Annotated in this window: 21 protein-coding genes; 16 read left to right on the forward strand and 5 right to left on the reverse strand. The window is 67.5% G+C overall.

Annotation, left to right across the window (positions count from 1 at the left end; all coding sequences use genetic code 11):
• Positions 1–5 precede the first annotated feature (5 nt).
• Both arfA and AC3ANJ_RS04165 read right to left on the reverse strand, forming a co-directional pair.
• Positions 6–1,538 (reverse strand): arabinosylfuranosidase ArfA, encoded by a 1,533-nt coding sequence (gene arfA / locus AC3ANJ_RS04160; protein ID WP_488318369.1) that lies wholly within the window; start codon positions 1,536–1,538, stop codon positions 6–8.
• Between the two features lie 16 nt (positions 1,539–1,554).
• Positions 1,555–4,446 carry a glycoside hydrolase family 2 TIM barrel-domain containing protein gene (locus tag AC3ANJ_RS04165; protein ID WP_488318370.1) on the reverse strand — a complete coding sequence of 964 codons (2,892 nt, stop codon included), beginning with the start codon at positions 4,444–4,446 and terminating at the stop codon, positions 1,555–1,557.
• Positions 4,447–4,645: 199 nt separating this feature from the next.
• On the opposite strand from AC3ANJ_RS04165, the gene AC3ANJ_RS04170 reads away from it, so the two are divergent.
• Genes AC3ANJ_RS04170 through AC3ANJ_RS04185 form a run of 4 tightly spaced genes read left to right on the forward strand, consistent with a single transcriptional unit; the run spans position 4,646 to position 9,405 of the window.
• Positions 4,646–5,920: an ABC transporter substrate-binding protein gene (locus AC3ANJ_RS04170; protein WP_488318371.1), complete on the forward strand. Its 1,275-nt coding sequence runs from the start codon at positions 4,646–4,648 to the stop codon at positions 5,918–5,920.
• A gap of 2 nt (positions 5,921–5,922) precedes the next feature.
• Complete coding sequence (locus AC3ANJ_RS04175; protein WP_406246634.1) at positions 5,923–6,888, forward strand: carbohydrate ABC transporter permease; 966 nt, start codon at positions 5,923–5,925, stop codon at positions 6,886–6,888.
• On the forward strand, positions 6,885–7,706 hold the full coding sequence (locus AC3ANJ_RS04180) for a carbohydrate ABC transporter permease (RefSeq protein WP_406246632.1): 822 nt from the start codon (positions 6,885–6,887) through the stop codon (positions 7,704–7,706). Before AC3ANJ_RS04175 ends, AC3ANJ_RS04180 begins: the two co-directional genes overlap by 4 nt.
• 1 nt (position 7,707) lies before the next feature.
• The gene (locus AC3ANJ_RS04185) at positions 7,708–9,405 is read left to right on the forward strand and encodes a hypothetical protein (RefSeq protein WP_488318372.1); all 1,698 of its coding nucleotides are present in this window, start codon (positions 7,708–7,710) and stop codon (positions 9,403–9,405) included.
• A gap of 7 nt (positions 9,406–9,412) precedes the next feature.
• Here the strand turns inward: AC3ANJ_RS04185 and AC3ANJ_RS04190 are convergent, their stop codons facing one another.
• Complete coding sequence (locus tag AC3ANJ_RS04190) at positions 9,413–10,177, reverse strand: GntR family transcriptional regulator (protein WP_406250596.1); 765 nt, start codon at positions 10,175–10,177, stop codon at positions 9,413–9,415.
• A gap of 104 nt (positions 10,178–10,281) precedes the next feature.
• On the opposite strand from AC3ANJ_RS04190, the gene iolC reads away from it, so the two are divergent.
• From iolC to AC3ANJ_RS04230, 8 genes are read left to right on the forward strand one after another with little or no spacing between them, the layout of a single operon-like run.
• A complete protein-coding gene (gene iolC / locus AC3ANJ_RS04195; RefSeq protein WP_488319227.1) occupies positions 10,282–11,229 on the forward strand; it encodes a 5-dehydro-2-deoxygluconokinase in 948 nt (315 codons plus the stop codon).
• Positions 11,222–12,121: a Cgl0159 family (beta/alpha)8-fold protein gene (locus AC3ANJ_RS04200; RefSeq protein WP_488318373.1), complete on the forward strand. Its 900-nt coding sequence runs from the start codon at positions 11,222–11,224 to the stop codon at positions 12,119–12,121. Before iolC ends, AC3ANJ_RS04200 begins: the two co-directional genes overlap by 8 nt.
• 22 nt (positions 12,122–12,143) lie before the next feature.
• Positions 12,144–13,709 carry a CoA-acylating methylmalonate-semialdehyde dehydrogenase gene (locus AC3ANJ_RS04205; RefSeq protein WP_488318374.1) on the forward strand — a complete coding sequence of 522 codons (1,566 nt, stop codon included), beginning with the start codon at positions 12,144–12,146 and terminating at the stop codon, positions 13,707–13,709.
• Positions 13,709–14,626, forward strand: coding sequence for a 5-deoxy-glucuronate isomerase (iolB, locus tag AC3ANJ_RS04210; RefSeq protein ID WP_488318375.1), 918 nt, complete (start codon positions 13,709–13,711; stop codon positions 14,624–14,626). The genes AC3ANJ_RS04205 and iolB overlap by 1 nt, the downstream gene beginning before the upstream one ends.
• Positions 14,623–16,554, forward strand: coding sequence for a 3D-(3,5/4)-trihydroxycyclohexane-1,2-dione acylhydrolase (decyclizing) (iolD, locus tag AC3ANJ_RS04215; RefSeq protein WP_488318376.1), 1,932 nt, complete (start codon positions 14,623–14,625; stop codon positions 16,552–16,554). The genes iolB and iolD overlap by 4 nt, the downstream gene beginning before the upstream one ends.
• Positions 16,551–17,468, forward strand: coding sequence for a TIM barrel protein (locus AC3ANJ_RS04220; RefSeq protein WP_488318377.1), 918 nt, complete (start codon positions 16,551–16,553; stop codon positions 17,466–17,468). The genes iolD and AC3ANJ_RS04220 overlap by 4 nt, the downstream gene beginning before the upstream one ends.
• A 33-nt stretch (positions 17,469–17,501) precedes the next feature.
• Complete coding sequence (gene iolG / locus AC3ANJ_RS04225) at positions 17,502–18,512, forward strand: inositol 2-dehydrogenase (protein WP_488318378.1); 1,011 nt, start codon at positions 17,502–17,504, stop codon at positions 18,510–18,512.
• A 30-nt stretch (positions 18,513–18,542) separates the two neighbouring features.
• Complete coding sequence (locus AC3ANJ_RS04230) at positions 18,543–20,018, forward strand: deoxyguanosinetriphosphate triphosphohydrolase family protein (protein ID WP_406246620.1); 1,476 nt, start codon at positions 18,543–18,545, stop codon at positions 20,016–20,018.
• A gap of 14 nt (positions 20,019–20,032) precedes the next feature.
• Here AC3ANJ_RS04230 and AC3ANJ_RS04235 read toward each other — a convergent pair whose 3' ends face one another.
• Entirely contained in the window at positions 20,033–20,968 is a 936-nt protein-coding gene (locus AC3ANJ_RS04235; RefSeq protein WP_488318379.1) for an SDR family oxidoreductase, read from the reverse strand.
• Positions 20,969–21,055: 87 nt separating this feature from the next.
• On the opposite strand from AC3ANJ_RS04235, the gene AC3ANJ_RS04240 reads away from it, so the two are divergent.
• The 4 genes from AC3ANJ_RS04240 (at position 21,056) to AC3ANJ_RS04255 (ending at position 24,345) form a co-directional block, all read left to right on the forward strand.
• The gene (locus AC3ANJ_RS04240) at positions 21,056–21,898 is read left to right on the forward strand and encodes a helix-turn-helix transcriptional regulator (protein WP_488318380.1); all 843 of its coding nucleotides are present in this window, start codon (positions 21,056–21,058) and stop codon (positions 21,896–21,898) included.
• A gap of 34 nt (positions 21,899–21,932) precedes the next feature.
• On the forward strand, positions 21,933–22,427 hold the full coding sequence (locus tag AC3ANJ_RS04245) for a methylated-DNA--[protein]-cysteine S-methyltransferase (protein ID WP_488318381.1): 495 nt from the start codon (positions 21,933–21,935) through the stop codon (positions 22,425–22,427).
• 71 nt (positions 22,428–22,498) lie between these two features.
• Positions 22,499–23,902, forward strand: coding sequence for a threonine synthase (thrC, locus tag AC3ANJ_RS04250; protein ID WP_488318382.1), 1,404 nt, complete (start codon positions 22,499–22,501; stop codon positions 23,900–23,902).
• A 59-nt stretch (positions 23,903–23,961) separates the two neighbouring features.
• The gene (locus AC3ANJ_RS04255; protein ID WP_488318383.1) at positions 23,962–24,345 is read left to right on the forward strand and encodes a VOC family protein; all 384 of its coding nucleotides are present in this window, start codon (positions 23,962–23,964) and stop codon (positions 24,343–24,345) included.
• A gap of 21 nt (positions 24,346–24,366) precedes the next feature.
• Here the strand turns inward: AC3ANJ_RS04255 and AC3ANJ_RS04260 are convergent, their stop codons facing one another.
• Entirely contained in the window at positions 24,367–24,801 is a 435-nt protein-coding gene (locus tag AC3ANJ_RS04260) for a VOC family protein (RefSeq protein WP_488318384.1), read from the reverse strand.
• Positions 24,802–24,882: the final 81 nt, after the last annotated feature.

Genomic DNA, 24,882 nt, shown 5'->3' on the forward strand with positions numbered 1-24,882 from the left:
CGGGGTCACACCAGGCGGATCGCCGTCCAGGACACGGCCGGCAGCTCGATCGTCAGGATTCCGTCGGCGACGGTCGCGTCGGCCTCACCGACGCCCACGCGCTCGACGTCGCCCAGGACGTTGCGCGCGTACACGTCGTCCTCGTGGAGCAGGTGGGACTCGATGATCGACACGTCCCTGCCCAGCTGTCGCGCGAGCGGTGCGAGATCCACGCGGAGAGCGGTCGCCTCCGTCAGCGAACGGTTCACGACGAACAGCGAGACGCCCTCGTCGTCGATCGTGGCGACGGCGTTGACGGCGCGCACGTCGCCGAGCTTGTCCGATGCGACGGTGCTGCCGTTCACCGGCACCTGCACAGCGGAGCCGCGCGCCAGACGCGAGGTGATCGAGAAAGGGAAGAACGTCGTCTGCCGCCACGCCGGCCCGCCCGGTTCCGTCATGATCGGCGCGATCACGTTGACGAGCTGCGCGAGGGACGCACTGCGCACCCGGTCGGCATGCTGCAGCAACGTGATGAGCAGATCGCCGAAGACCACGGCATCCAGAGCGCTGTACTGGTCTTCGAGCAGGCGGGGGGCCACTGGCCAGGCGCCGCCCTTGAATTCATGCCCTGACTCTGTGCCGTCCTCCTTGAAGAGGTACCAGACGTTCCACTCGTCGAACGAGATCATGATGCGCTTGTCGCTCTTCTTGGTCGCCGCGACGCTGTCCGCGATCGCCACGACCGATTCGATGAACCATGCCATGTCGGCGCCGGACGTGAGGAACTCCTGCGCGTCGCCCCCGCGCTCCTGGTAGTAGGAGTGGCAGGAGATGAAGTCGACGTCGTCGAACGTGTGCTCCAGCACCTGTCGCTCCCACGATCCGAACGTCGGCATGTCGCGTCCTGACGAGCCGCACGCGACCAACTCGATGCCGGGGTCGAGCATCCGCATGGCCTTCGCGGTGCGGGACGCGAGCTTTCCGTAATCCTCCGCGTTGCGATGCCCGACCTGCCACGGGCCGTCCATCTCGTTGCCGAGGCACCACATCTTCACGTCGAACGGCGTCGGGCGTCCGTTCGCGGCGCGCTGCTCGGTCCACCACGTCCGCGCATCCGCATTCGCATACTCGAGCAAGTCCAGCGCCTCCTCCGTGCCACGGGTGCCGAGATTGATGGCGAGCATGAGCTCGCTGCCGACGCGATCCAGCCACGCCTGGAACTCGTGCAGCCCGACTTCGTTCGTCTCGGTCGAGTGCCAAGCCGGGTCGAGGCGACGGGGGCGCTGCTCCTTCGGTCCGATTCCGTCCTCCCAGCGATACGCCGAGACGAAGTTGCCTCCGGGGTAGCGGATTGTCGAGACGCCGAGCTCCTTGACGAGTTCGATGACATCCGTGCGGAAGCCCTCCTCATCGGCGCTGGGATGGCCCGGCTCGAAGATGCCGTCGTAGATGTGGCGGCCGAGATGCTCGACGAATCCACCGAAGAGGCGGCGATCGATGTCGGCGATCGCCAGACTCGGATCGAGGCGGGCGGTGGCGGTGCTCTCAGTGGTCATGGTGCGTCCTTCGACATCAGAGGGGTTCGTGACGGAGCAGGAGGGAGAGGGTCCCGGCCTGCGCGGGCAATCGGTAGCGGGGCAGCACGCCAGGGCCGCAGGTGGCGGTGCCGACACCCGACTGGGCGATGTCGATCGACACGAACGTGCGACCTTCGTCCGGAAGCTCCCAGTTGTGCGCGGTGGAGGCCAGGGCCTCGCGGCTGTGCCTGGACACTGTCAGGGCGAACGGCTGATCGAGCGTCGACACGTGCAGGATGCCCAGGGCAGTGCGGATCCGAGCCTCACGGACCCCTATGCGCGACCCGCTCTCCTGCGGACGCACATTGTCGACCGTGAGGTCATCGGCCGCGATGCTCCACCACCCGAACCGCGCGCCCGAGCGCAGATCCGGGTAACTCGGCATCGGGCCGTATCCGGCGATCTCCGCGCCCAGCGGGGCAGTGTCGAGGATGAGATCGAGGCCCAGCCTCGCCCACTCGGTCGTCCACGTCCTGTTCGGTTCGATCTGCGCGTCCAGCCGCACGGCGTCGCCGGCGTCGGTCCATGAGAACCGCGTATCGACGGCGCTGTCCAGGATCGGCGTGCCCGTCCGGGTGCGCACGATGAGCGCTGGCCCCGCGACGCCGACATCCTGCACTCGCGTCATGAGACGGTCGATGCCGGCCGCCCGCCAGCGGTCCGCGTACGATGGGAGATCGGGTTCGTCATCGCCGAGGTCGCGGTCGTTGTCCGTCGGAGCGCGCCAGAGTCCGACCGTCGGACCGCTGAGCTCCAACGCGCCGAGCCGGGTCAGCCGCCCCGTGTGCGGATCGAAACGTGCGGGTCCCACCCGGTCCGCGCTCGCCGCGGCCGTCCCCGGCGCGACACTCGTCGGTCGCCCCGCTCGCACATCCTGGCCGCTCGCGAGCACGTGGCCCGCAGCGGACCAGGAAGAATCGGCGCGCGTCACCGCCTCGACGGTGACGACGTCCGCGACGAGGGAGGCCTCATCCGTCCGGCACGCATCGGGCAGATCGACGGTGACACTCGTCCTGGCCGGGCAGGCGGCGACCTCCAGTACGCCGGAGGCTCGCACGTCGCCGTCGATGACACGAGAGAAGCGCAACAGAACGTGATCGAGGCCGAGGACGTCGTACCTGTTCTCGATCTGCACCGTTCGCCGTTCCGCATCGACGGTGATCGCCACCGGGGCTATCACTGCCGCATAGTGCAGCAGTCCCGGCCGCGGGTTGCGCTCGGCATCCACGAGACCGTCGATCACGAAGTTGCCGTCGTGGACGATCTCACCGAAGTCGCCGCCGTACAGGATCCGGCTCGTGCCGTTCGGACCGTCGACGGCGATGCCGTGCTCGATCCATTCCCACACGAACCCGCCCGCCAGCCGCGGGTACTCCTCGAAGAGGTCCCAGTATTCCTGCAGGCCGCCGGGTCCGGTGCCCATTGCATGCGCGAATTCGCACTGGAGAAAGGGCAGCGTGCGGCGGTGCAGCTCCGACGCCGTCGCTTCCGGGGGCGCAGGCCTGAGCGTCTCTTCGCCGATCTCGCGGACCTCGGCGTGCGGGGCGTACATGCGAGAGTAGACGTCGACGTAACGGCTCTCCCTGTCGCCTTCGTAGTGGATCAACCGGCTCGGGTCTGCGGCCTTCGCCCAGCGGGCCATGGCCTCGAGGTTCTCGCCGACGTGCGCCTCATTGCCCAGGGACCACATGATGACGCTGGCATGATTCTGATCGCGACGGACGGTTCGCTCGATCCGGTCGAGGAACGCGTCTCTCCAGATCGGATCCGCGCTCGGGTTGCGCCGCCATCCGACGTGCTCGAATCCGTGCGTCTCGAGATCGCACTCGTCGATGATCCAGAACCCGAGCTCGTCGAACAGATCGAGCACCTCGGGGTGCGGAGGGTAGTGGGAGGTGCGCACCGCGTTGATGTTGTGCCGTTTCATCAGCAGCAGCTCTTCACGGGCGGCGTCGTGGTCGAACACGCGGCCGTGACGCGCGCGGTGCTCGTGACGGTTGACGCCGCGCAGCATGATCGGCATTCCGTTCACATGCAGTTCGGCGTCGCGCACCTCCACCCGACGGAACCCCAGGCGCAGCGTCACCGATTCGGACTCGGTCGCGAGGACGGCGTCATAGAGGCGCGGCTGCTCGGCCGACCACGGTTGGACGGCGCCGACAGGGATGATCTCGGACACTGCCCGGTCGATACCCAGCTCGGGGATGCTCAGGCGGACGTCGGATGCGGCATCCACTTCCAGTATCACCGAGCCCGTCCCCGACAGCGGGTCGAAGTCGGCGCGTGCGAAGATGTCGCGGATGCCGCCGGCCGGCCGGGCGAGCAGAGTGACGTCGCGGAAGATCCCCGGAAGCCACCACATGTCCTGGTTCTCGAGGTAGGTGGCGTCGCTGAACTGCGCCACCCGGATCGCCAGCCTGTTCGCCTCCGGTGTCAGGATGCCGGTGACATCGAACTCGTGCGTCAGCCGGCTTCCGCGGGTCGTGCCGAGCAGGACATCGTTCAGCCAGACCTCGGCGGCCGATTCGATGCCGTCGAATCGCAGCCACTGCTCCGCGTGCGTCAGCACATCGCCCGACGCCGCGAACTCCAACCGGTAGTCTCCGATCGGATTCGCGTCCGGGGGGAACGGGGGGTCGACGGGGAACGGCATCTGCACGTTGGAGTACGCGGGCGAGCCGTATCCCTGCAGATTCCAGTGCGCGGGGACCTCGATGTCTCCCCAGTCCTCCGTATCGGCCGTGCGCCAGTCGTCCGGTGCGCTGCGCAGGGTCGGCGAGACCCGGAAGCGCCAGATGCCGGCGAGAGATTGATGCGGCGCATCCGAGTGTAACCGCGCGCGTGCAGGCAGGGATCCGGACCCAGAGCGAGTGGTCGAGATGTCCATGGTCTCCTCGTCAGAGAGCGGGATCGAGGACTGTTGGAGAACGCTCTCCCACCAGTCGTTGTCAACTTTGCAATAATGTCCTAACATCATATCAGCGCCGGTTGCCGAACCCTGTTGCAGCAGGCGCTTCCACAGCACCCGAAACGTTAGTGAACTCGACGATGACGTTGGCCCGGACCTCCGGGCGGAAGGAACCACAATGAAGCGTTCAGGAAAGACACCCCTGCGGTCCGCTATCGCATTCGCTGCTGTGGCCGCGACTGCCGTCGCGCTCGCGGGCTGCAGCAACTCGACGGATGCCGGCTCATCGGATGAGCCGATTCAGTTCTTCCTCTCGGGAGACGCGAACCAGGGCGGTGGATACGCCCACATGGCCGAGAAGTACGAGGAGGAGACCGGAGTCCAGGTCGAGATCGTCGACATCGCCAATGACGACCTCGCCACCAAGCTCCGCAACTCCGCGCAGGCGAACGATCTCCCGGCCATCGCCAGGGTCGGCGCCGTCGATCCGGTGTGGCGGGGCGCAACGGCCGACCTGACCGACATCACCGAGGGCAGTGAGATCCGCACCGAGCTGAGCGACTGGGACGGAGACAAAGTCATCTCGCTCCCGTCGGACATCACCGCGGTCGGTCTCTTCATCAACAAGACCCTCTTCGACGAGGCCGGCGTGGCGTATCCGACCACCGAGGACGACATCTGGACCTGGGACGAGTACGTGGCCGCGGTCAAGCAGGTGCAGGCGGCGACCGGCACCAGCTACGGAATGGTGATGGACAAGTCCTCGCACCGCCTGAAGGCGCTGATGTATGAGTTCGGCTCGGACTACTTCCAGCCGGACGACGACGGCGAGTTCAGCACGAACGACGACACCACGCGTGCTCTGGAGTTCTTCAACGGCCTCAACGACGACTCGTTCATGCCGCGCTCGGTCTGGCTGTCGGATGCCGACGGCAACGCGCTGTTCAAGAGCGGCGACGTCGTGTCGTACGTATCGGGCTCCTGGCAGATCGCCGACTTCGCGGTCAACATCGCCGACTTCGAGTGGGCATCCGTCTACATGCCGACGGAGAAGGAGCGGGCGACGAACTACGGCAACGCCGCGTCGATCGTCGTGTTTGAGGGGCCTCAGCAGGAAGCGGCGCACGATTTCATCGAGTGGCTGTACGAGCCGGAGAACTACACCGAGCTCTCGGAGACGTCGTCGTTCATCCCTGCGGTCGATGGGCTGGACATCGAGTACGCGGCGCACGCCGATGCGTTCGAGATCTACAACCAGGACATCGCAGCATCCCCGGCCATCGTCGGCGACATCAAGGCGATGGAACTGCAGTACGGCGCTCAGGGAGTGACCACGGAAGGCGACCCGGTACGTGACGAGACCGTCAAGTACCTCAACGGCGAGCAGGACGTGACCGCCACGATCGACAACATCAACGCGCAGTTCAGCGACCAGCTGGGCGCTCTGGAGTGACCGTGTCCACCACCAAGACCGTCGATGGGCGCAGCGCCGAGACCTCTGCGCTCATCGCACCTGGGCGGCGAACGCGACGCGTTCGTCGCCCAGGGCGGCGCTCCACGACGTTCATCGTGGCCCCGCTCACCTTCATCGCGATCGCGGTGGTGCTGTTCGCGCTCTTCTTCGTCTGGCCGGGTGCACTGGGCCTGTGGTACTCCTTCACGGACTACTCCGGCGTAGGGACGCCGGAGTTCATCGGTGCGGACAACTACGTCGAACTCGCACAGGACCCCGATTTCTATGCCGTCCTCGGTCGCACTTTCCTGTACACCCTGCTTTCGGTGCCGCTGCACTTCGTCGCGGCACTCGGCATCGCCGTCCTGCTGACGAGCACGCTCGCCAAGGGCAAATCGGTCGCGCGGATCATCTTCTTCCTCCCGTGGCTGATCTCGCCGATCGTCGCGGGTGTCATCTGGAAGTGGCTGTTCGGTGAGAACTTCGGCATGGTCAACTTCCTGATCGAGGCGTTCGGCGGCAACGGCCTGAACTGGGAGACCGACCCGACCCTCGCGCTCGGGCTGATCCTCGTCGTCAGCACATGGGGCGGGACCGCATTCAACATGCTGCTGTTCATCGCGGCGATCCGGAACATTCCGCAGTCCTACCTCGAGGCCGCTCAACTCGACGGCGCCAACGGGTGGCAGCGGTTCTACCGCATCGTGCTGCCGCTGCTGCGCCCGACCTCGTTCATGGTGATCCTGCTGACGACCATCGGGTCGATGAAGGAGTTCGCCATGGTGCAGGCGCTGAATGGCGGAGGGCCCGGCACGTCGAACATGTTCATGGTCCAGTACATCTACCGCACCGGATTCGAACGTGCCGATGTCGGCTACGCCAGCGCGGCGTCCATGGTCCTGATGGTGATCCTCATCATCATCGCGATCATCCAGCTGCGCTTCGACAAGAGGAACGATCTCGCATGAAAGCGAAACGACACGGCATCACCAGCACGGTGGTGCTCTGGCTCCTGGCGCTGGGCTTCCTCATCCCCGTCGCCTGGTTCCTCCTCAGCTCCTTCAAGCCGGGGTCCGAACTCTTCAGCCTCCCGCTCACCCTGTTCCCCGAGAACTGGACGGTGAGCGGATACGTGACGGCGTGGAGTCGCTTCGATTTCGCCCGCTACTTCCTGAACACCTCGATCGTCGCCGTCGTGACGACCGCGCTCACTGTTGCCGTCAGCGCCATGACCGGCTACGCGTTCGCGAAGTATCACTCCTGGTGGCTGAAGGCGTTCTTCATCTGCATCCTCGCGACGACCATGCTCCCCACCGAGGTGATCATGCCGAGCTCGTTCGCGGTCGTGCGCGACCTCGGTCTGTACAACACCCTGGCCGGCATCATCGTGCCGTCGATCATCACCGCGACCGGCATCTTCATGTTCCGGCAGTACTTCAAGACGATCCCGGATGAACTGCTGGAAGCGGCGCGCATCGACGGCGTCAGCGAGTTCGGCGCCTTCTGGCGGATCATGCTGCCGCTGGCGAAGCCGATCGCGGTCGTCCTCGCGATCTTCTCCTTCCAGTGGCGATGGAACGACTACATCTGGCCGCTGATCGTGCTGCGCGATCCGTCGCAGTACACGCTCCAGGTCGCCCTGCGCTCGATCGTCGGCGCGGACAACGTCGACTGGTCGGTGCTGCTGTCGGCATCCGTGATCTCGCTTATTCCGATGGTGATCCTGTTCGCGATCTTCCAACGGCAGATCATGAACGCCGACATCAACTCCGGCCTGAAGGACTGACATGGCGGTGGACACCGTCTTCGCGCAGGAGTTGCGCGACGCCGTGGACGCCGAGGTCGATCGCGCGCTCGCCGGCGGCCTCGGCGCAGATCCCACGCACCGGCAGCTGATGGATCGCGCCAAACTGTTCGTCGCAGCGTGCCTGTGGCCGCTGTCGTCGAGGGCGCGCGATCCGCGGCTCATCGGGGCGGCCGCGGGCAGCATCGCCGAGCTGCGCCGCAGGCAGGGAACCGGCGGGTTGTTCATCGGCGGTGACAACGTCGACTCCCCGCCGGATTCGGCGTTCACCGTCAACGACCTGTGCGACACGCTCCACCTGCTGAACGGCAGCGCGGATGTCGCGACGATCACCGGTGCCTCGGCCCTCGCTGCCGAAATCGACGCGATCGCTGATGCCGTGGAACCCGCGCTGCTCATCGGAGGCGTCCACACCCCCAATCACCGCTGGGAGATCACCGCCGCCTTGGCGCGGCTGCACCGTCGTCGCCCGTCGGAAGCGCTGGCGGCGCGGGCGGTCGAATGGCTCGCCGAGGGCATCGATGTCACGGCCGACGGGGTCTACTCCGAGCGCAGCGCGAACTACGCCGCATTCGTCTCCAATCCGTCGCTGACCGCGATCGCCGACGTGTTCGAGCACGCGGAGGCGCGAGCCGCGGTGATCCGCAACCTGGAGAGCACGCTGGGGCTCATCCACCCGGACGGCACGGTGGAGACGGTGCATTCGCGCCGTCAGGATCAGCTCTCTCGCTTCGTCCTGTCGCCGTACCTGGCCATGTACCGGCGCTACGCGATCGAGCTCGGACGCGGCGATTTCGCGTGGGCGGCCGAGCGCGCGCAGGAGCAGGGCATCGTGCATCCGGCATCTCTGCTGGTCGATCTCCTGCTCGATCCGCGCATCGGCGAACGACTTCCCGAGGCGGTCGAGCCCGAGCTTGCAGGGGACTGGGCCCAAAGCGCGCTGTCGATTGACACGAACCCACGACGGCGAATCGTGGTCTTCGGCGGCTCCGACTACCCGCGCTTCCGGCGCGTTCGGTCGGGACTGTCGACGAATCCGACGTTCCTCCGGCTTTTCGCGGGCGCCGCCGTGCTCGATTCGATGCGGCTCTCGAGAGACTTCTTCGGACTCGGGCCGTTCCGTGCTGATCGGGTCACGACGGATCGCGTCGATGGCGCCCGCCGATATCGCCTGAGTGAGACCGTGTCCGCGAACTACTACCAGCCGATGGACCCCGCGGGAAGGAACAGTTCAGGGGAGTACGCGCTGACCGACGACGGCCGTTTCTACGGGTCGATGTCGTTCGCGGACCGCGTCGCCGATGAGGTGACGCTGCGGACCGACGTCGACGTGGTGGCGACGGACGACGGTGCGTCGGTGTCCATAGCGTTCGACGGGCCGGACTGCGCATGGGCACTCGAGCTCGCGTTCCGCGGCGGCGCCTTCGAAGACGTCTATCGGCAGGACGACGGGACCGCCGTTCTCAGTGCGGGCGCCGGCGCATACCGCTGCGGCGACAGCAGGATCGTCTTCGAGGCCGACGCGGACTATCGGTCTGACGGGCCAGGGCGATACCGGCCGGGGGAGGACTATGCGTTCCTCGGAGCGACGGATGCCGCTGACGGCGACCGTGTCTATCTCACGGGACGCGCGCCAGGGCGGGTGACGCTCACGCTGCGCACGGAAAGCGTGCGCGCGTGAGCAGATGTCACTTCGCGACGAGCGTGGTCTCAAAGCTGTACATGTCCGGTCGGTAGCAGTGCAGGCCGTACTCGAAGGCCCGGCCGGAATCGTCGAACGCGATGCGCTCGACCGTGAGCACGGGTCCGCCCTTGTCGATGTCGAGAAGAGTGTTCTCGTCTCCGGCGGCGCGGCGGGCGCCGATCTTCTGCTTGGCGACCCGGATCGCCACACCTCGCGCCCGCAGCACCTGGTACAGGCCCCGCGTCTCGAGCAGCTCCGTCGTGATGTCGGCGAAGTCGGCAGGCAGGTAGTTCTCGAGCACGGCGACCGGGATCCCGTCGGTCGAGCGCTGGCGGCGGATGTAGACGACGTCCGTGCCTGGTTCGACGCCGAGGCCGGCGGCCACCGCGTCCGTCGCAGGGACGATCTCGTGCGCGAGCACCCGGGTCCCCGGAGTGTGATGCGTGCTGGCGAGATCCTCGTAGAGACTGGTGAGCTCGACCTGGCGCGTCACCGCCTGGCCTTGGACGACCTGCGTCCCGATTCCTCGTCGGCGCACGAGCAGTCCCTTGTCCACGAGTTCCTGAATGGCACGGCGGATCGTGGGCCGGGACAGACCGAGCTTCTGCGCGATGGCGATCTCGTTCTCGAGGCGCGCGCCGGCGGGAATCGTTCCGGACTGGATGGCATTCTCCAGGCGCGTCGATACCTGGTAGTACAAGGGCACCGGCCCCGTTCTGTCCAGATCGGCGAACAGTTCAGCCGGCCAGTAGGTCTCATCGCCGGCCATCGTTCCTCTTCCCATGCGTCGTCGCTTCCGTGTCGCCAATGCTACATATCTTCCTCACAGTCTAAAGCCAAAACATCTGTATGTGTTATTGTTAGGACATGGCAATGATCTCGGCACCTGAAGTGCTCGCGATGGGGCGGCTCGGTGTGGACCTCTACCCGCTGCAGGACGGCGTCGGTCTCGAGGACGTCTCGACGTTCGGCAAGTATCTGGGCGGAAGCGCTGCCAACGTGACTGTGGCAGCGGCTCGTCATGGGCATCGGGCGGGGCTGGTGTCGAGGGTCGGTGATGATCCGTTCGGGCGGTACCTTCTGCGAGAACTCGACCGCCTGGGTGTATCGAACGACTTCGTCGCCACAGACCCCGAGCTTCCGACGCCGATCACCTTCTGCGAGATCTTCCCGCCGGACGACTTCCCGCTCTACTTCTATCGGGCGCCGAAGGCACCGGACCTGAACGTGGACACCGCGCAACTGGATCTGGATGCCGTCCGCGCGGCCGAGGTGCTCTGGCTGACCGTCACCGGGCTCAGCCAGGAACCCAGCCGTGCGGCGCATCACGCCGCACTGGAGGCACGTGCCGGTCGTCGGCATACGGTACTCGACCTCGACTACCGTCCGACGTTCTGGACATCCGCTGCGGAAGCATCCGCGCAGATCCGCCCCCTGCTGGAGCAGGTGACGGTCGTCGTGGGAAACCGCGAGGAGTGCGAAGTCGCCGTCGGCGAGACGGACCCGCGCGCAGCGGCCGATGCGCTTCTGGAGCGCGGAGCCGAGCTCGCGATCGTCAAGCAGGGGCCGAAGGGAGTGTTCGCCAAGACCCGCGATGAAGAGGTCGAAGTGCCACCGCACCATGTCGACGTCGTCAACGGCCTCGGTGCCGGTGACGCCTTCGGCGGAGCGCTCTGCCACGGGCTGCTCTCGGGGTGGGGCCTCGAACACACGCTGCGCTTCGCGAACGCCGCCGGAGCCATCGTCGCCTCGCGCCGGGAATGCTCAACGGCGATGCCGACGACCGCCGAGGTCGACGACGCGCTCGGATCGGATGCCTGAGATGACGTCGCCAGCTCTGGACCTCACCGAACTGCGCCGTCGCCGCGCCGAGGACCCTCAGTCCGTCGCCGCGGCCTATTCCACGCGATCACGACGTCCGCTTGTGCGCGGTGACGGCCGCCTCTTCATCATCGCCGCCGATCACCCCGCTCGCGGCGCTCTCGGCGTCGGCGAGCGGCCGGATGCCATGGCCGATCGCGGCCAGTTGCTGGAGCGCCTCGCTATCGCTCTGAACCATCCGGGCGTCGACGGCGTGCTCGGCACACCCGATATCCTCGACGACCTCGCGCTTCTCGGACTGCTCGACGACAAGGTGCTCGTGGGGTCGATGAACCGTGGCGGTCTGCGTACCTCGACATTCGAGATGGACGACCGCTTCACCGGCTTCGACGTGTCGTCGATGAGTGCAGCCGGCATCGACTTCGCCAAGGTGCTCCTGCGATTGAACCTCGAGGACCCGTCGACCGTGCGCACGATGGAGTCCACGGCACGGGCGGTCTCGCAAGCGGCCTCGGCGCAGTTGCCGATCATGCTCGAGCCGTTCATGAGCCGCTGGGTCGACGGACGCATCGTCAACGACCTGACGCCGGAGGCGGTCGTGCTCTCCGTCGCGATCGCCGCCGGCATCGGCGGCAGCAGCGCGTACACCTGGATGAAGCTGCCCGTCGTCCCAGAGATGGAAAGGGTGATGGCAGCCACGACGCTGCCGACGCTGCTACTGGGCGGCGACGGCGGCGACGACCAGGATGAGACATTCTCCTCCTGGCAGGACGCCCTCGCGCTCCCAGGGGTGCGTGGGCTGACGGTCGGCCGCACCTTGCTCTACCCGCCGGATGACGACGTGGCGGGAGCGGTCGACACCGCGGCCCGTCTCGTCCACCAGCATCTCTGATCCCTCGATGAAGGAGCCCCTCATGAGCGTTGCCGAGACCGCGGCAAAGCCAGCCGCACCCGTCGTCGCACGATCCATCTCGCATTGGATCGACGGCGCCGAGCGTCCATCAGCGAGCGGACGCACGGCACCCGTCTTCAACCCGGCGACGGGAGAGATCACCGCGCACGTCGCGCTGGCGGACGAAGACGAGATCGCCCAGGCGATCGCGTCTGCTGAGCGCGGATTCCGCGCGTGGTCGTCCTACTCCGCCGCGAAGCGCCAGGCCGTGCTGTTCTCCTTCCGTGAGCTGCTGAACGCGCGCAGACAGGAGCTGGCTGAGATCATCACCGCAGAGCACGGCAAGGTCGTCTCGGACGCGCTCGGCGAGATCCTGCGCGGTCAGGAAGTCGTCGAGCTGGCCTGCGGATTCCCGAGCCTCATCAAGGGGGCGTACTCCGAATCCGTCTCGACGGGTGTCGACGTCTACTCGATCAAGCAGCCCCTCGGCGTGGTCGGCATCATCAGCCCCTTCAACTTCCCTGCCATGGTGCCGATGTGGTTCTTCCCGATCGCCATCGCCGCGGGCAACGCGGTGATCCTCAAGCCCAGCGAGAAGGACCCCTCTGCGGCGTTGTGGATAGCGGCGCTCTGGAAGGAAGCGGGCCTTCCGGATGGCGTGTTCACGGTGCTGCAGGGGGACAAGGCCGCCGTCGACGGCCTGCTCACCTCTCCGGTCGTGCAGTCGATCAGTTTCGTCGGGTCGACGCCGATCGCCCAGTACATCTACGAGACCGCCTCGCGACACGGCAAGCGCGTGCAGGCGCTGGGCGGTGCGAAGAATCACATGCTGGTGCTGCCGGACGCGGATCTGGATCTGGTCGCGGATTCCGCGATCAACGCCGGGTACGGTGCGGCGGGCGAACGCTGCATGGCCGTGTCGGTAGTGCTCGCCGTCGAGCCGATCGCCGACGATCTCGTAGCGAAGATCCGCGAGCGCATCGGCCGACTGCGGGTCGGTGACGGTGCCGGCGTGGACGGCGTCGAACCGGACATGGGGCCGCTCATCTCCGGTGTCCACCGCGACAAGGTCGCGCAGTACGTCGCCATCGCCGAAGCCGACGGCGCGGCCGTCGTCGTCGACGGTCGCGACTTCCGCGTGTACGGGCGCGAGGACGGCTTCTTCTTCGGGCCGACGCTCCTCGACCGCGTCCCCACCGACAGCCGCGCCTACACCGAGGAGATCTTCGGTCCTGTGCTGTCGATCGTCCGCGTGGCCTCCTACGACGAGGGCCTGGCGCTGATCAATTCCGGGCAGTTCGGCAACGGTACTGCCATCTTCACCAACGACGGCGGCGCCGCCCGACGCTTCCAACACGAGGTGCACGTCGGCATGATCGGCATCAACGTGCCCATTCCGGTCCCGGTGGCGTATCACTCCTTCGGCGGCTGGAAGAAGTCGCTGTTCGGAGATGCGAAGGCGTACGGCGTGCACGGCTTCGAGTTCTTCACGAGGGAGAAGGCCGTCACCGCACGATGGATCGACCCGGCCAGGCGGGAGTCCGGCGACCACGGCGGGATCAACCTCGGCTTCCCTCGGAACAGCTGATGTCTGTCGGCACGTCCTCACAGTGGTTCTATCGCCGCGGCGAACTCGCGGGCGACGGCTGGGAGAGCATCGTCGACGATCGGATGCCGGGGTGGCAGCACACCGGCATCCGCGTCGCCGAACTCGTCGACGGCCAGACGATCGATCTGCCGGTGGGGTCTGTCGAGCAGCTGATCGTCCCGCTCGCCGGCTCGTTCACCGTCGCGCACGACACAGGGGCCGGGACTCGGACGACTGTCCTCGCCGGCCGCGCGTCCGTGTTCGCCGGTTCGACCGATGTGCTCTATCTCCCGGTTCGCACACGGGCCGTGATCACCGGCCCCGGGCGGTTCGCTCTGGCATCCGCCCCCACGGACGTCGTGAAGCCACTGCAGCACATCCTCGCGGATGGCGTCCCCGCCGAACTGCGCGGCGGCGGCGCCGCGAGCAGGGAAGTGCACAACTTCGGAACTCCCGCGTCGCTGGACGCCGATCGCCTGATCGTGTGCGAGGTCATCACCCCCGCCTCCAACTGGTCGTCCTACCCGCCGCACAAGCACGACGAGCACGTACCGGGTGAGGAGTCCGACCTCGAGGAGATCTACTACTTCGAGTCGGCGCCGACCCGCGGCGCGACCGGCGGCACCGCTGAACGGGCCTTCGGCCTGTTCAGCGCATACTCCTCGCAGGCGGGAGAGATCGAGATCGATGCGATGGTGCGCACCGGAGACGTCGCGCTGATCCCGTACGGCTACCATGGCCCGGCCGTGGCCGCACCCGGTTACGATCTCTACTACCTCAACGTGATGGCAGGCCCCGATCCCGAACGTGCGTGGCTGATCACCGACGACCCGGCCCATGCCTGGACACGCGCATCATGGCCGGGCGAAGGCATCGACCCGCGGTTGCCGTTCGCGGACGAAGGAGCGAAGCGATGACAGCGTCGAAGCGCATGACCGTGAGCCAGGCGCTCATCGAGTTCCTCGCGCATCAGTGGACCGTGGACGGTGAGATCCGCGAACGCACGATTCCCGGTGTCTTCGGAATCTTCGGCCACGGCAATGTCGCCGGCATCGGCCAGGCGCTGCGGCAGCTGAACGTGCACGAACCGGATCTCATGCCCTACCACCAGGCGCGCAACGAGCAGGCGATGGTGCATCAGTCCGTCGGATATGCCCGCATCCACCGGCGTCGAGCCACGTTCGCCTCCGCTGCATCCGTCGGGCCGGGCGCCACCAACATGCTCACCGGCGCCGCCCTCGCGACGACGAACCGTCTGCCGGCGCTGCTGCTGCCCAGCGACACATTCGCCACGCGTGTCGCCGACCCCGTGCTGCAGCAACTGGAGCAGCCAGGGGACACGGGTCTGACGGTCAACGACGCCTTCCGCCCGCTGTCGAAGTTCTTCGACCGTGTGCAGCGGCCGGAACAGCTCTTCTCCACGGCGCTGGCTGCGATGCGCGTGCTCACGGATCCGGCCGAGACCGGAGCCGTCACGATCGCCCTGCCGGAGGACGTGCAAGCCGAATCGATCGACGTCCCGCTGGCCTTCCTGCAGGACCGCGAGTGGCACATCCGCCGCCCCGTTCCGGAGCGCGCTGCGCTCGCACGTGCGGTCGCAGCGATCCGCTCCGCTGAGCGCCCCTTCATCGTCGCGGGCGGCGGCGTCATCTATTCGGGCGCGGAGGACGTGCTGCGCCGGTTCGTCGAAGACACCGGCATCCCGGTCGGCACCACGCAGGCCGGCGGTGGAGCACTTCCTTGGGATCACCCGCAGTACGTCGGTGCCGTCGGCGCGACCGGCACTGCGGCGGCGAACCGCCTGGCGGCCGAGGCCGACCTCGTCATCGGGATCGGCACGCGCTACAGCGACTTCACCACGGCGTCCCGGACCGCCTTCCAGAACGTGGGCGTGCGATTCGTCAACATCAACGTTGCATCGTTCGATGCGTACAAGCACGGCACGCAGATCCCCGTGATCGCCGACGCTCGTGAGGCGCTGGACGCACTGCAGTCAGCCCTCGAAGGCTGGTCGATCCCGTCATCCCTGGCAGAGCGCATCGCCGGTGAGAAGCAGGCATGGGATGCCATCGTCGACGCGGCCTTCGCACCCACCGGGCTCGCGAGGCCGGGCCAGTCCGAGATCATCGGAGCGGTGCAGTCGGCCACCGCGCCGCGGGACGTCATCGTGCAGGCGGCGGGCTCCCTTCCCGGAGACTTGCACAAGCTCTGGCGCGTGCGCGACGCCCTCGGATATCACGTGGAGTACGCGTTCTCGTGCATGGGCTACGAGATCGCCGGCGGTCTCGGCGTCAAGCGAGGGCTCGAGGCGCTCGGCGACGATCGCGATGTCGTCATCATGGTCGGCGACGGTTCGTACCTGATGCTGAACTCGGAGCTCGTCACCGCGGTCGCGGAGGGCATCAAGATCATCGTGATCCTCGTGCAGAACCACGGCTACGCCTCGATCGGTCACCTCTCCGAGACGGTCGGATCCGAGCGCTTCGGCACCGCGTACCGTGCCTACGACCCTGCCGCCCGCAACTTCCAGGGCGGGGACGTACTGCCGGTCGATCTCGCCATGAACGCCCGCAGCTACGGACTCGACGTCATCGAGATCGCGCCAGGCGCCGGAGCGATCGACGACCTCAAGGCGGCGGTCGCCGCGGCGAAAGCATCCGAGAAGGCGACGTTCATCCACATCGAGAGCGACCCGCTGCTGTACGCACCGGACGGCGAGGGCTGGTGGGATGTCCCGGTGCCCGAGGTGTCGAACCTGGAATCCACGGCTCGTGCGAGGGCGGTCTATGAGAGCGAGCGGCTCGCGCAGCGACCGCTGTTGGGCGACGAGGCGGAGGCACGATGAAAGCGACGGTAGCGGGTGCTCCCGTCAGTTACGGCGTGTTCGAGATGACACCCGACGGTGCGGCGACGGTCTCGGCGGACGAGATGCTGGCATCGCTCGCCGACGCGGGATACGGCGGAGTCGATCTCGGCCCCGTCGGATTCCTCGGCCGGGGTGCGCAACTGCGTGCGCGGCTGGCGGCTCACGGCCTCGAGCTCGCCGGCGGCTGGGTGCAGCTGCCTCTGTCCGACGCCGAGCGGTTCGAGGCATCGCTGCCCTCCCTGCGAGATGCCCTCCGGGTGTTCTCGGATGCCGCGGCGGCGGGCCCTGATCGGTTGCCGCTGCCCACGCTCGCGGACGACGGGTCGCTCGCGCGTCGGGCTCACCCGGGGCGCGGCGCCGAAGTCGACCCCCTGAGCCATGACGCGTGGGAACGGTTGATCGCACACACCGAACGCGCCGCGGGCATGATCCGATCGGCCGGCTTCGAGCCCACGTTCCATCATCACGCCGGTACGTTCGTCGAATCCCCCGAGGAGGTCGATCGGTTCCTCGCGGGTACTGACGTGGATCTGACGCTCGACACGGGACACCTGCTGATCGCGGGCGGCGATCCGGTGGATGCCGTCACCCGCTGGGGCCACCGCATCAACCATCTGCACCTCAAGGACGTCGATCGGCGCGAGCTGCAGCGCGTGCTCGCGGCCGGCGGCGGCATGTCCGACGTGTGGATGTCCGGCTCGTTCGTCGCGTTCGGCGACGGCGATCTCGAACTCGATCGCGTGATGTCCGCCATGGACGAACGCGGCTTCGACGGCTGGATCATCGTCGAACAGGACGTCCTGAACGCGCCTGACATCGACATCGATGCGTTCCGCAGAGCGCGCAGCGCAGATCAGCGGATCAACCGCGAGGCGCTGCGCGCCTGGGCGTGACCACATCCTGCCACCCATGAAAAGGAACCCACAGTGATCGACCTTCCTCTGCGCATCGGCCTGATCGGCACCGGCCGGATCGGCCAGGTCCACGCCGCGAACATCGCTGCGAACCCCGGAGCCGCGCTGTCGTGGGTCGCCGATCCGTTCGTCGATGGTGCGCGCGACGTCGTGGAGCGTTTCGGGGGCCGTTCCACCGCCGACGCGGACGAGATCTTCGCAGCGGACGATGTGGACGCGGTCCTCATCGCCTCTCCGACACCGACGCACGTCGGTCTCATCGAGAAGGCGGTCGACCGCGGCATCCCTGTCCTGTGCGAGAAGCCGATCGACCTCGACATCACTCGTGTGGAGTCGCTGCGATCGACGGTCGCGACCGCCGGCGTCCCCGTCGCGCTCGGCTTCAACCGACGGTTCGACCCGGCCTTCGCCGAGGTCCGCGCACGCGTCGCGGCCGGCGAGATCGGCGCTCTTGAACAGCTCACGATCATCAGCCGAGACCCGGCGGCCCCGCCGGCCGACTACGTCGCGGTGTCCGGCGGCATCTTCCGCGACATGACGATCCACGATTTCGACATGGCACGGTTCTTCCTGCCCGACATCGTCGAGGTCTCGGCCACGGGCACGAACACGTTCGATCCCGGTGCGCGCGAACACGGCGACTTCGATACGGCGGTCGTGACGCTCAGAGCCGCGTCCGGCGCCGTGGTCACGATCATCAACTCACGCCACAGCGCCGTCGGATACGACCAGCGCATCGAGGCGTTCGGCGCGGCAGGGTCGCTGCAGGTGGCGAACCGTTCGACGAGCCTGGTCAGCCACTCCTCGGCGGCGCGAGTCGATGCGAGAGCACCGTACGAGGACTTCTTCCTCCAGCGCTACGCCGAGGCGTACGCCGCCGAGCTGGCGAGCTTCATCGCGCTCGCGCGCGGCGGCGCATCGGACAGCTCGACGTTCGAGGACGGACGTGCCGCGCTGATCCTCGCCGATGCCGCGCAGCGCTCCGCCGAGGAGCGCGTCGCGGTGGCCGTCCGGCTCGACTGAACCACGGCCGCGCCGTGCCACACTGGGCCTATGCCGCAGACGACGGATGATCCACGCCAGCTGCGCCGGGTCGCTGAGACGCTCGACGCGTTCCAGCTGACGGAGGGGCACCCCCAGTTCCGCGTCGACGTGGAGCGCATCCGTTTCTCGCCCTACTACTCCCGGCTCTCGGCCGTCACGCAGGTGATTTCGCAGACGGGCGCTGGGCTCGCAGTGCACAACCGGCTCACGCACTCGATCAAGGTCGCCGCCATCGCACGGGCGATCGCGAGTCATCTCTCTGCGCGCACCGATGACGCCGGTCGCGTCGTGGAGGACCTCGGCGGCGCGCATCCCGTCGTCGTGCAGGCCGCCGCCGCAGCCCACGACCTCGGGCATCCGCCGTTCGGACACCTCGGCGAGCAGACCCTCGACCGGGTGGCACGCCGCCGCTTCGGCCTGACAGAGGGCTTCGAGGGAAACGCCCAGACATACCGCATCATCTCGCGCCTCGACGAGCATGATCGACCAGGCGTCGGCCTCAACCTCACCGCCGCGGTGCGCGCCGCGGTGCTGAAGTACCCGTGGCGGCGCGGCGAGGGCGGCCCCAGCCGCGGCGGCGCGAGCAAGTTCAACTTCTACGCGATCGATGAACCGGATGCCAGGGAGGCGCTGTCCGCCTACCCTTTGATCGAACGAGGGCAGCAGACCGTCGAATGCTCGATCATGGACATCTCGGACGATATCGCGTATTCGCTGCACGACCTCGATGACTTCTACCGGGCCGGGCTTCTCAACGCGGCGACGCTGTCGGCGGAGTTCCGCAACTGGCATCGCGATCTCGTCCGCCTCCGGACCCTCGATGACGACGTTCTGACGGCCGACACCCGCACGCCGGGGCATTCGCTCGAGCTGCTCTGGCGCCGGCTCAAGAGCAAGGACGCCTGGATCGCCGACGAAGACGCGTTCGGTGAGGCAGTGGCCAGGGTCAAGACCGAGGTGATCGAGGGACTGCTCGCCGAGCCCTTCGACGGGTCCCTCACCAGCGAACGCGCGTTGGCCGGATTCACGACGGCCTGGATCGCTCGTCTGCAGTCCTCCGTCGAGGTGCACAGGCACCCCGACATCCGCTCAGGGCATGTCAGCCTCGACCGTCGCGCGTGGCACGAAGTCGCGGTGCTGAAGTTCCTGCACGAGAGGTTCATCCTCGAGCGCCCGGACCTCACCGTCTACCAGCGCGGCCAGGCCAGCGTGCTGGAACGACTCGTCGACGGGTTCGCCGCATGGCTCGACGACCCGCGTGACGCCCGCCGTGCCCCTCGCCGACTCGTGGACCTGGTCGAGCTGGCCAGGGAGGATCATCGTCGGCTGGGTGGGGCGGGCACGGATGCCGACCGGGACCGGCTCGCCCGCGGCCGCGGGATCATCGACTACGTGGCGTCGCTCACCGACGCACAGGCCGGCTCGCTCGACGCCCTGCTCGCCGGCCAGACCGAACGACTGTGGGAGGCCGGACAGGGCCTGTAGTCGCTCGAGACAGTTCAGATCGACGCGAACGTCACCCCGGCCATCTCCAGGGAGACCCGCCAGATCCGGGCGGCCTCCTCCTCGCTGCGCAGTCGCGAGTACAGCTTCTGCTCGGCCGGTGCGCCGCCGAGGTGCCCGATCCCCTTCGGGCCGTAGAGGCGTCGGCCCGCGGCATCCGGAGCCGTCGCGGCATAGAGCGCGGGCAGCGAGGCGGAATCCGGGGTCCCGACGATCAGTCCCCTCGCCGACAGCCAGCGGATGACACGTACGCCGAGGGTGTCGCCGGAGCGGCCGATCTCCGGCCGGGCGGACAGCAGGCTCGTCGGCGCGATCCCGGGATGCGACAGGTTGCTCGTGATGCCCCAGCCCGCGGCCGCGCTGCGCCGATCCAGCTCGAGCCCGAACAGGCCGAACGCGATCTTGGACTGGCTGTACGCGTGCATCCCGTTGTACGAGCGCTCCCAGTTCAGATCGGACCAGTTGATCGATCGCTCGTTCGCCGCGATGCTGATCTGCGACGTGACGCGCGCGTTCCCCGCCTTCAGCAGCGGCAGCAGGTGCACCACGAGCGCGACATGCCCCAGGTGATTCGTGCCGAACTGCAGCTCGAACCCGTCGGCGGTCGTCTGCCGCTCCGGCGGGGTCATCACGCCGGCGTTGTTGATGAGCAGATGGATCGGCCGTCCGTCGCTGTTCAGCTCCTCGCCGAGTGCGGCGACGGATGCCAGCGAGGACAGATCCAGGGGAGCGAGGGTGATCTCGGCATCCGGAATCTGCGAGCGGATGCCGTCGGCGGCCGCCTCGCCCTTGCGCATGTTCCGCACGGGAAGGACGAGTTCGGCCCCGGCGCGAGCCAGGCGCGTCGCGATCCTCAGGCCGATACCGTCGCTGCCGCCGGTCACGATGGCACGGCGTCCGTGCAGGTCGGGGATGCTGATGTCAATGTCCATGCGTCTACTCTGCGGCCGATCGCGGACCGCAACCAGGACTCGACGATCAGTGGATAACGGCTCAGGGGAGATGTCAGGATCGAGCGCATGACGATCGACCGTGACGGCCTGGCGGATTTCCTCCGCCATCGACGCAGCGTGCTCCAGCCGGAGGACGTCGGGCTGCCTCGTGGCTCGCGCCGCCGCACCGATGGGCTGCGGAGGGAAGAGGTCGCGGCGCTCTGCCACATGTCAGCCGACTACTTCGCGCGCCTGGAACGCGGAACGGGCCCCGTGCCGTCGGAGCAGATGATCGCCTCGATCGCTCAGGGGCTCCACCTCTCCGTCGACGAACGCGATCATCTGTTCCGCCTCGCCGGGCACCGCCCGCCCGCGCGCGGTGCGAACAGCGACCACATCTCGCCCGGCATGCTGCGCATCTTCGACCGACTCGAGGACACTCCGGCCGAGATCGTCACCGAGCTCGGTGAGACGCTGCGCCAGAACGCGCTGGGCGTCGCGCTCACCGGCGACACCATGAGCCGTCCCGGCCCGGAGCGCAGCATCGGATTCCGCTGGTTCGTCGACCCGACCGTGCGCGCGCTGTATGCGCAGGAGGACCACGAATACCTCTCGCGGCTGTGGGTGTCGGGGCTCCGCGGCGTGCTGTCGATACGCGGGCGCGAATCCCGAGCAGGACATTACGTCGATCTGCTCGTGCAGCGCAGCGCCGAGTTCCGCGCGCTCTGGGAGCGACAGGAGGTCGGACTGCGCCCGCGCGAGACGAAGAACTTCGTCCATCCGGAACTCGGGGCGCTCGAACTCTCGTGCCAGACCCTGATCGACCCCGTCACGGCGCATTCGCTGCTCGTCTACACGGCAGTGCCCGGTTCCGAGAGCTACGAGAAACTGCAGCTGCTCTCGATGCTGGGGTCGCGTGCGGTGCGGTGACGGCGATGTCCGCACCCAGCGATACGCTCGCCGCATGCCCTCCTTCGGAACACTGCCGACCCCGGTGGGGACGCTCGGCGTTGTCAGCGACGGCGCGTCGATCACCCGGGTCGCGTGGCGTTCCACTGCTCCGGACGGCGCGGATGCCGAGCAGGACCCGCTCCTCGAGGAAGCGCGCGCACAGCTCGCTGCGTACTTCGACCGCTCCCTGACGCACTTCGACCTGCCCATCGACCTCGGCAGGCAGACCGACACCACCCGCTCCGTGCTCCTGGCGCTGCACGACACCGTCGCCTCGGGGGAGACCATCACATATGGCGGGCTCGCCGCCCGCAGTGGGACCGACGTCCCCGCCCGCGGGATCGGCGCGATCATGGGCGCGAATCCTGTCCCGATCATCGTGCCCTGCCACCGGGTGGTCGCAGGCGACGGCCTCGGCGGGTACTCCGGCGGTGACCGCGGGCAGGGACTCGCGACCAAGCGCTGGCTGCTCGAACACGAGGGAGCCCTGCCGTCGAGCCTGTTCTGAGGCGTGCGTCATCTGCTCCGGCGCACCTGCGAGAATGGAAGCCCGCGCCGAATCCAGACTGAGGAGCCGAAGTGCAGTACATCTCCACCCGAGGCGGCATGCAGCCGCTGCCGTACTGCGAGACGCTGCTCGAGGGCCTTGCGCCCGATGGCGGACTGGCCGTCCCCGAGACGATGCCGACGGTCGACGGCGAGACGCTCGAACGCTGGCGTGCGCTGACGTACCCACAGCTCGCCACGGAGGTGCTCGGCCTGTTCGCGACCGACATCCCGCGCGAGGATCTCGCGCGCATGACCGATGCCGCGTATGCCGGTTTCCCCGGCGAGGTCGTTCCGTTGCGCAGGATCGACGACGACATCACGCTCGTCGGACTCTCCGAGGGGCCGACGCTGGCGTTCAAGGACATGGCGATGCAGTTCCTCGGCCAGGTCGTCGAGTATGCGCTGGAGCGGAAGGGCTCCGTCCTGAACATCCTGGGCGCCACCTCCGGCGACACCGGATCGGCCGCCGAGCACGCACTCCGCGGCAAGGAGCGGATCTCCGTGTTCATGCTGTCGCCGCAGGGGCGCATGAGTGCGTTCCAGCGGGCGCAGATGTTCTCGCTCGACGACGCCAACGTGCACAACATCACGGTCGACGGCGTCTTCGACGACTGCCAGAACCTCGTCAAGGCGCTCGCCGGAGATCTCGACTTCAAGCGGGCGCAGCACCTCGGCGCCGTCAACTCGATCAACCTCGCCCGCATCACGGCTCAGGTCGTGTACTACTTCTGGGCCTGGCTGCGCGCGACGGATGCCGGTGGCTGGACCGAACTCAGCTTCACCGTGCCGTCCGGAAACTTCGGCAACATCCTCTCCGGCTTCTTCGCGAAGCAGATGGGACTGCCGATCCGCCGCCTCGTGCTGGCAGCGAACGAGAACAACGTGCTCGACGAGTTCTTCCGCACCGGCGTCTACCGCCCTCGCAGCGCCGCCCAGACGCTCGCGACGTCGAGTCCTTCGATGGACATCTCGAAGGCGTCCAACCTCGAGCGCTTCATCTTCGAACTCGTCGACCGCGACGCCTCTCGCGTGGTCGGAGCCTGGCGGGAGCTGGACGAGCAGGGCTTCTTCGATTTCACCGCTGACCAGCCGCGCTTCGAGGAGGAGTTCGGCATCGTCAGCGGGACCTCGACGCACGCCGACCGCCTCGCGACCATCAAGGCCGTCTACGAGGCATCCGGCGAGATCATCGACCCGCACACCGCCGACGGCGTGAAGGTCGCTCGGGAGCACGTCGAGTCCGGCGTGCCGATGCTGGTTCTCGAAACGGCCAAGCCGCAGAAGTTCGCCGAGACGATCCTCGAGGCCATCGACGTGCAGCTCGAGTACTCGCCAGAGCTGCAGGCGATGCTCGATGCTCCGCAGCAGATGATCGAGCTCCCGGACGACGAGCAGGCGCTGCGCGCCTTCATCGAGGAGCACGCGCTGCGCTGACCCTTGCCCCCGGGAACGCCCGGTGGAAAGGTGGGGAACACCCCATCGAAGGAGCAGCGATGTTCGAGAATTCCGACGCGTTCAGCGGCATGTCATCCAACGATGTCGAGGCCTCACGTGTTTTCTACGAGGGTGTGCTGGGCCTCGTCGTCGAAGACGCGGGCGGCGGCCTGCTCTCGGTGCAGCTGCCGAAGGGCGGCGCCGTGCTCATCTACCCGAAGGACGACCACCGACCGGCGACGTTCACGATCCTCAACTTCCCGGTGGAGGACATCGACGCCGTCGTGGACGAGCTCGTCGCGAAGGGCGTCACGATGCAGCGCTACGACGGCATGCCGCAGGATGAGAAGGGCATCATGCGAGGGAAGGCCGCAGGTCAAGGACCCGATATCGCATGGTTCACCGACCCGGCGGGAAACATCCTCTCCGTCCTGTCGGACTGACGTGACGCGGCGCTGATCGGCTCACTGGGGCGACGACGCGAACGAGTCCTCGATCGCGACCATCCACGAGATGCCGAAGCGGTCGACGAGCATGCCGAACTCGCCGCCCCACGGGGCGGCACTCAGCGGGATCGTGGTTGTCCCGCCGGCGACGAGGCCGTCCCATGCGCGGTGCAGGTAATCGGAGTCCACTGAGCCGCCGCTGAGCGAAACCGAGATCCCCTGCGGCGTCTCGTACTCCATGCCGGTTGGCGTGTCCGACGCCATGAGCACGAGCCCGCCCTGAGCGTTCAACTGCGCGTGCATCACGAGGTTCTCCTCTCCCGCTACCGCCCCGCTGTCGGGCATTTCGCCGAATGCGCTCACGGCGAGGTCGCCGCCGAGGACGCCTTGGTAGAACTCCATCGCCTCACGGGCGGAGTCGCGGAAGGACAGGTAAGGGTTGAGGTTCGGCACGTTCGCTCCTTCGTCGGAAATGCGTGGATGCAACCAGTGTGCGTCGCGTGCCGCCGACAATCAATGCTGCCCGGCGACGAC

The sequence above is a fragment of the Microbacterium sp. STRO-1N genome, from assembly GCF_057748015.1.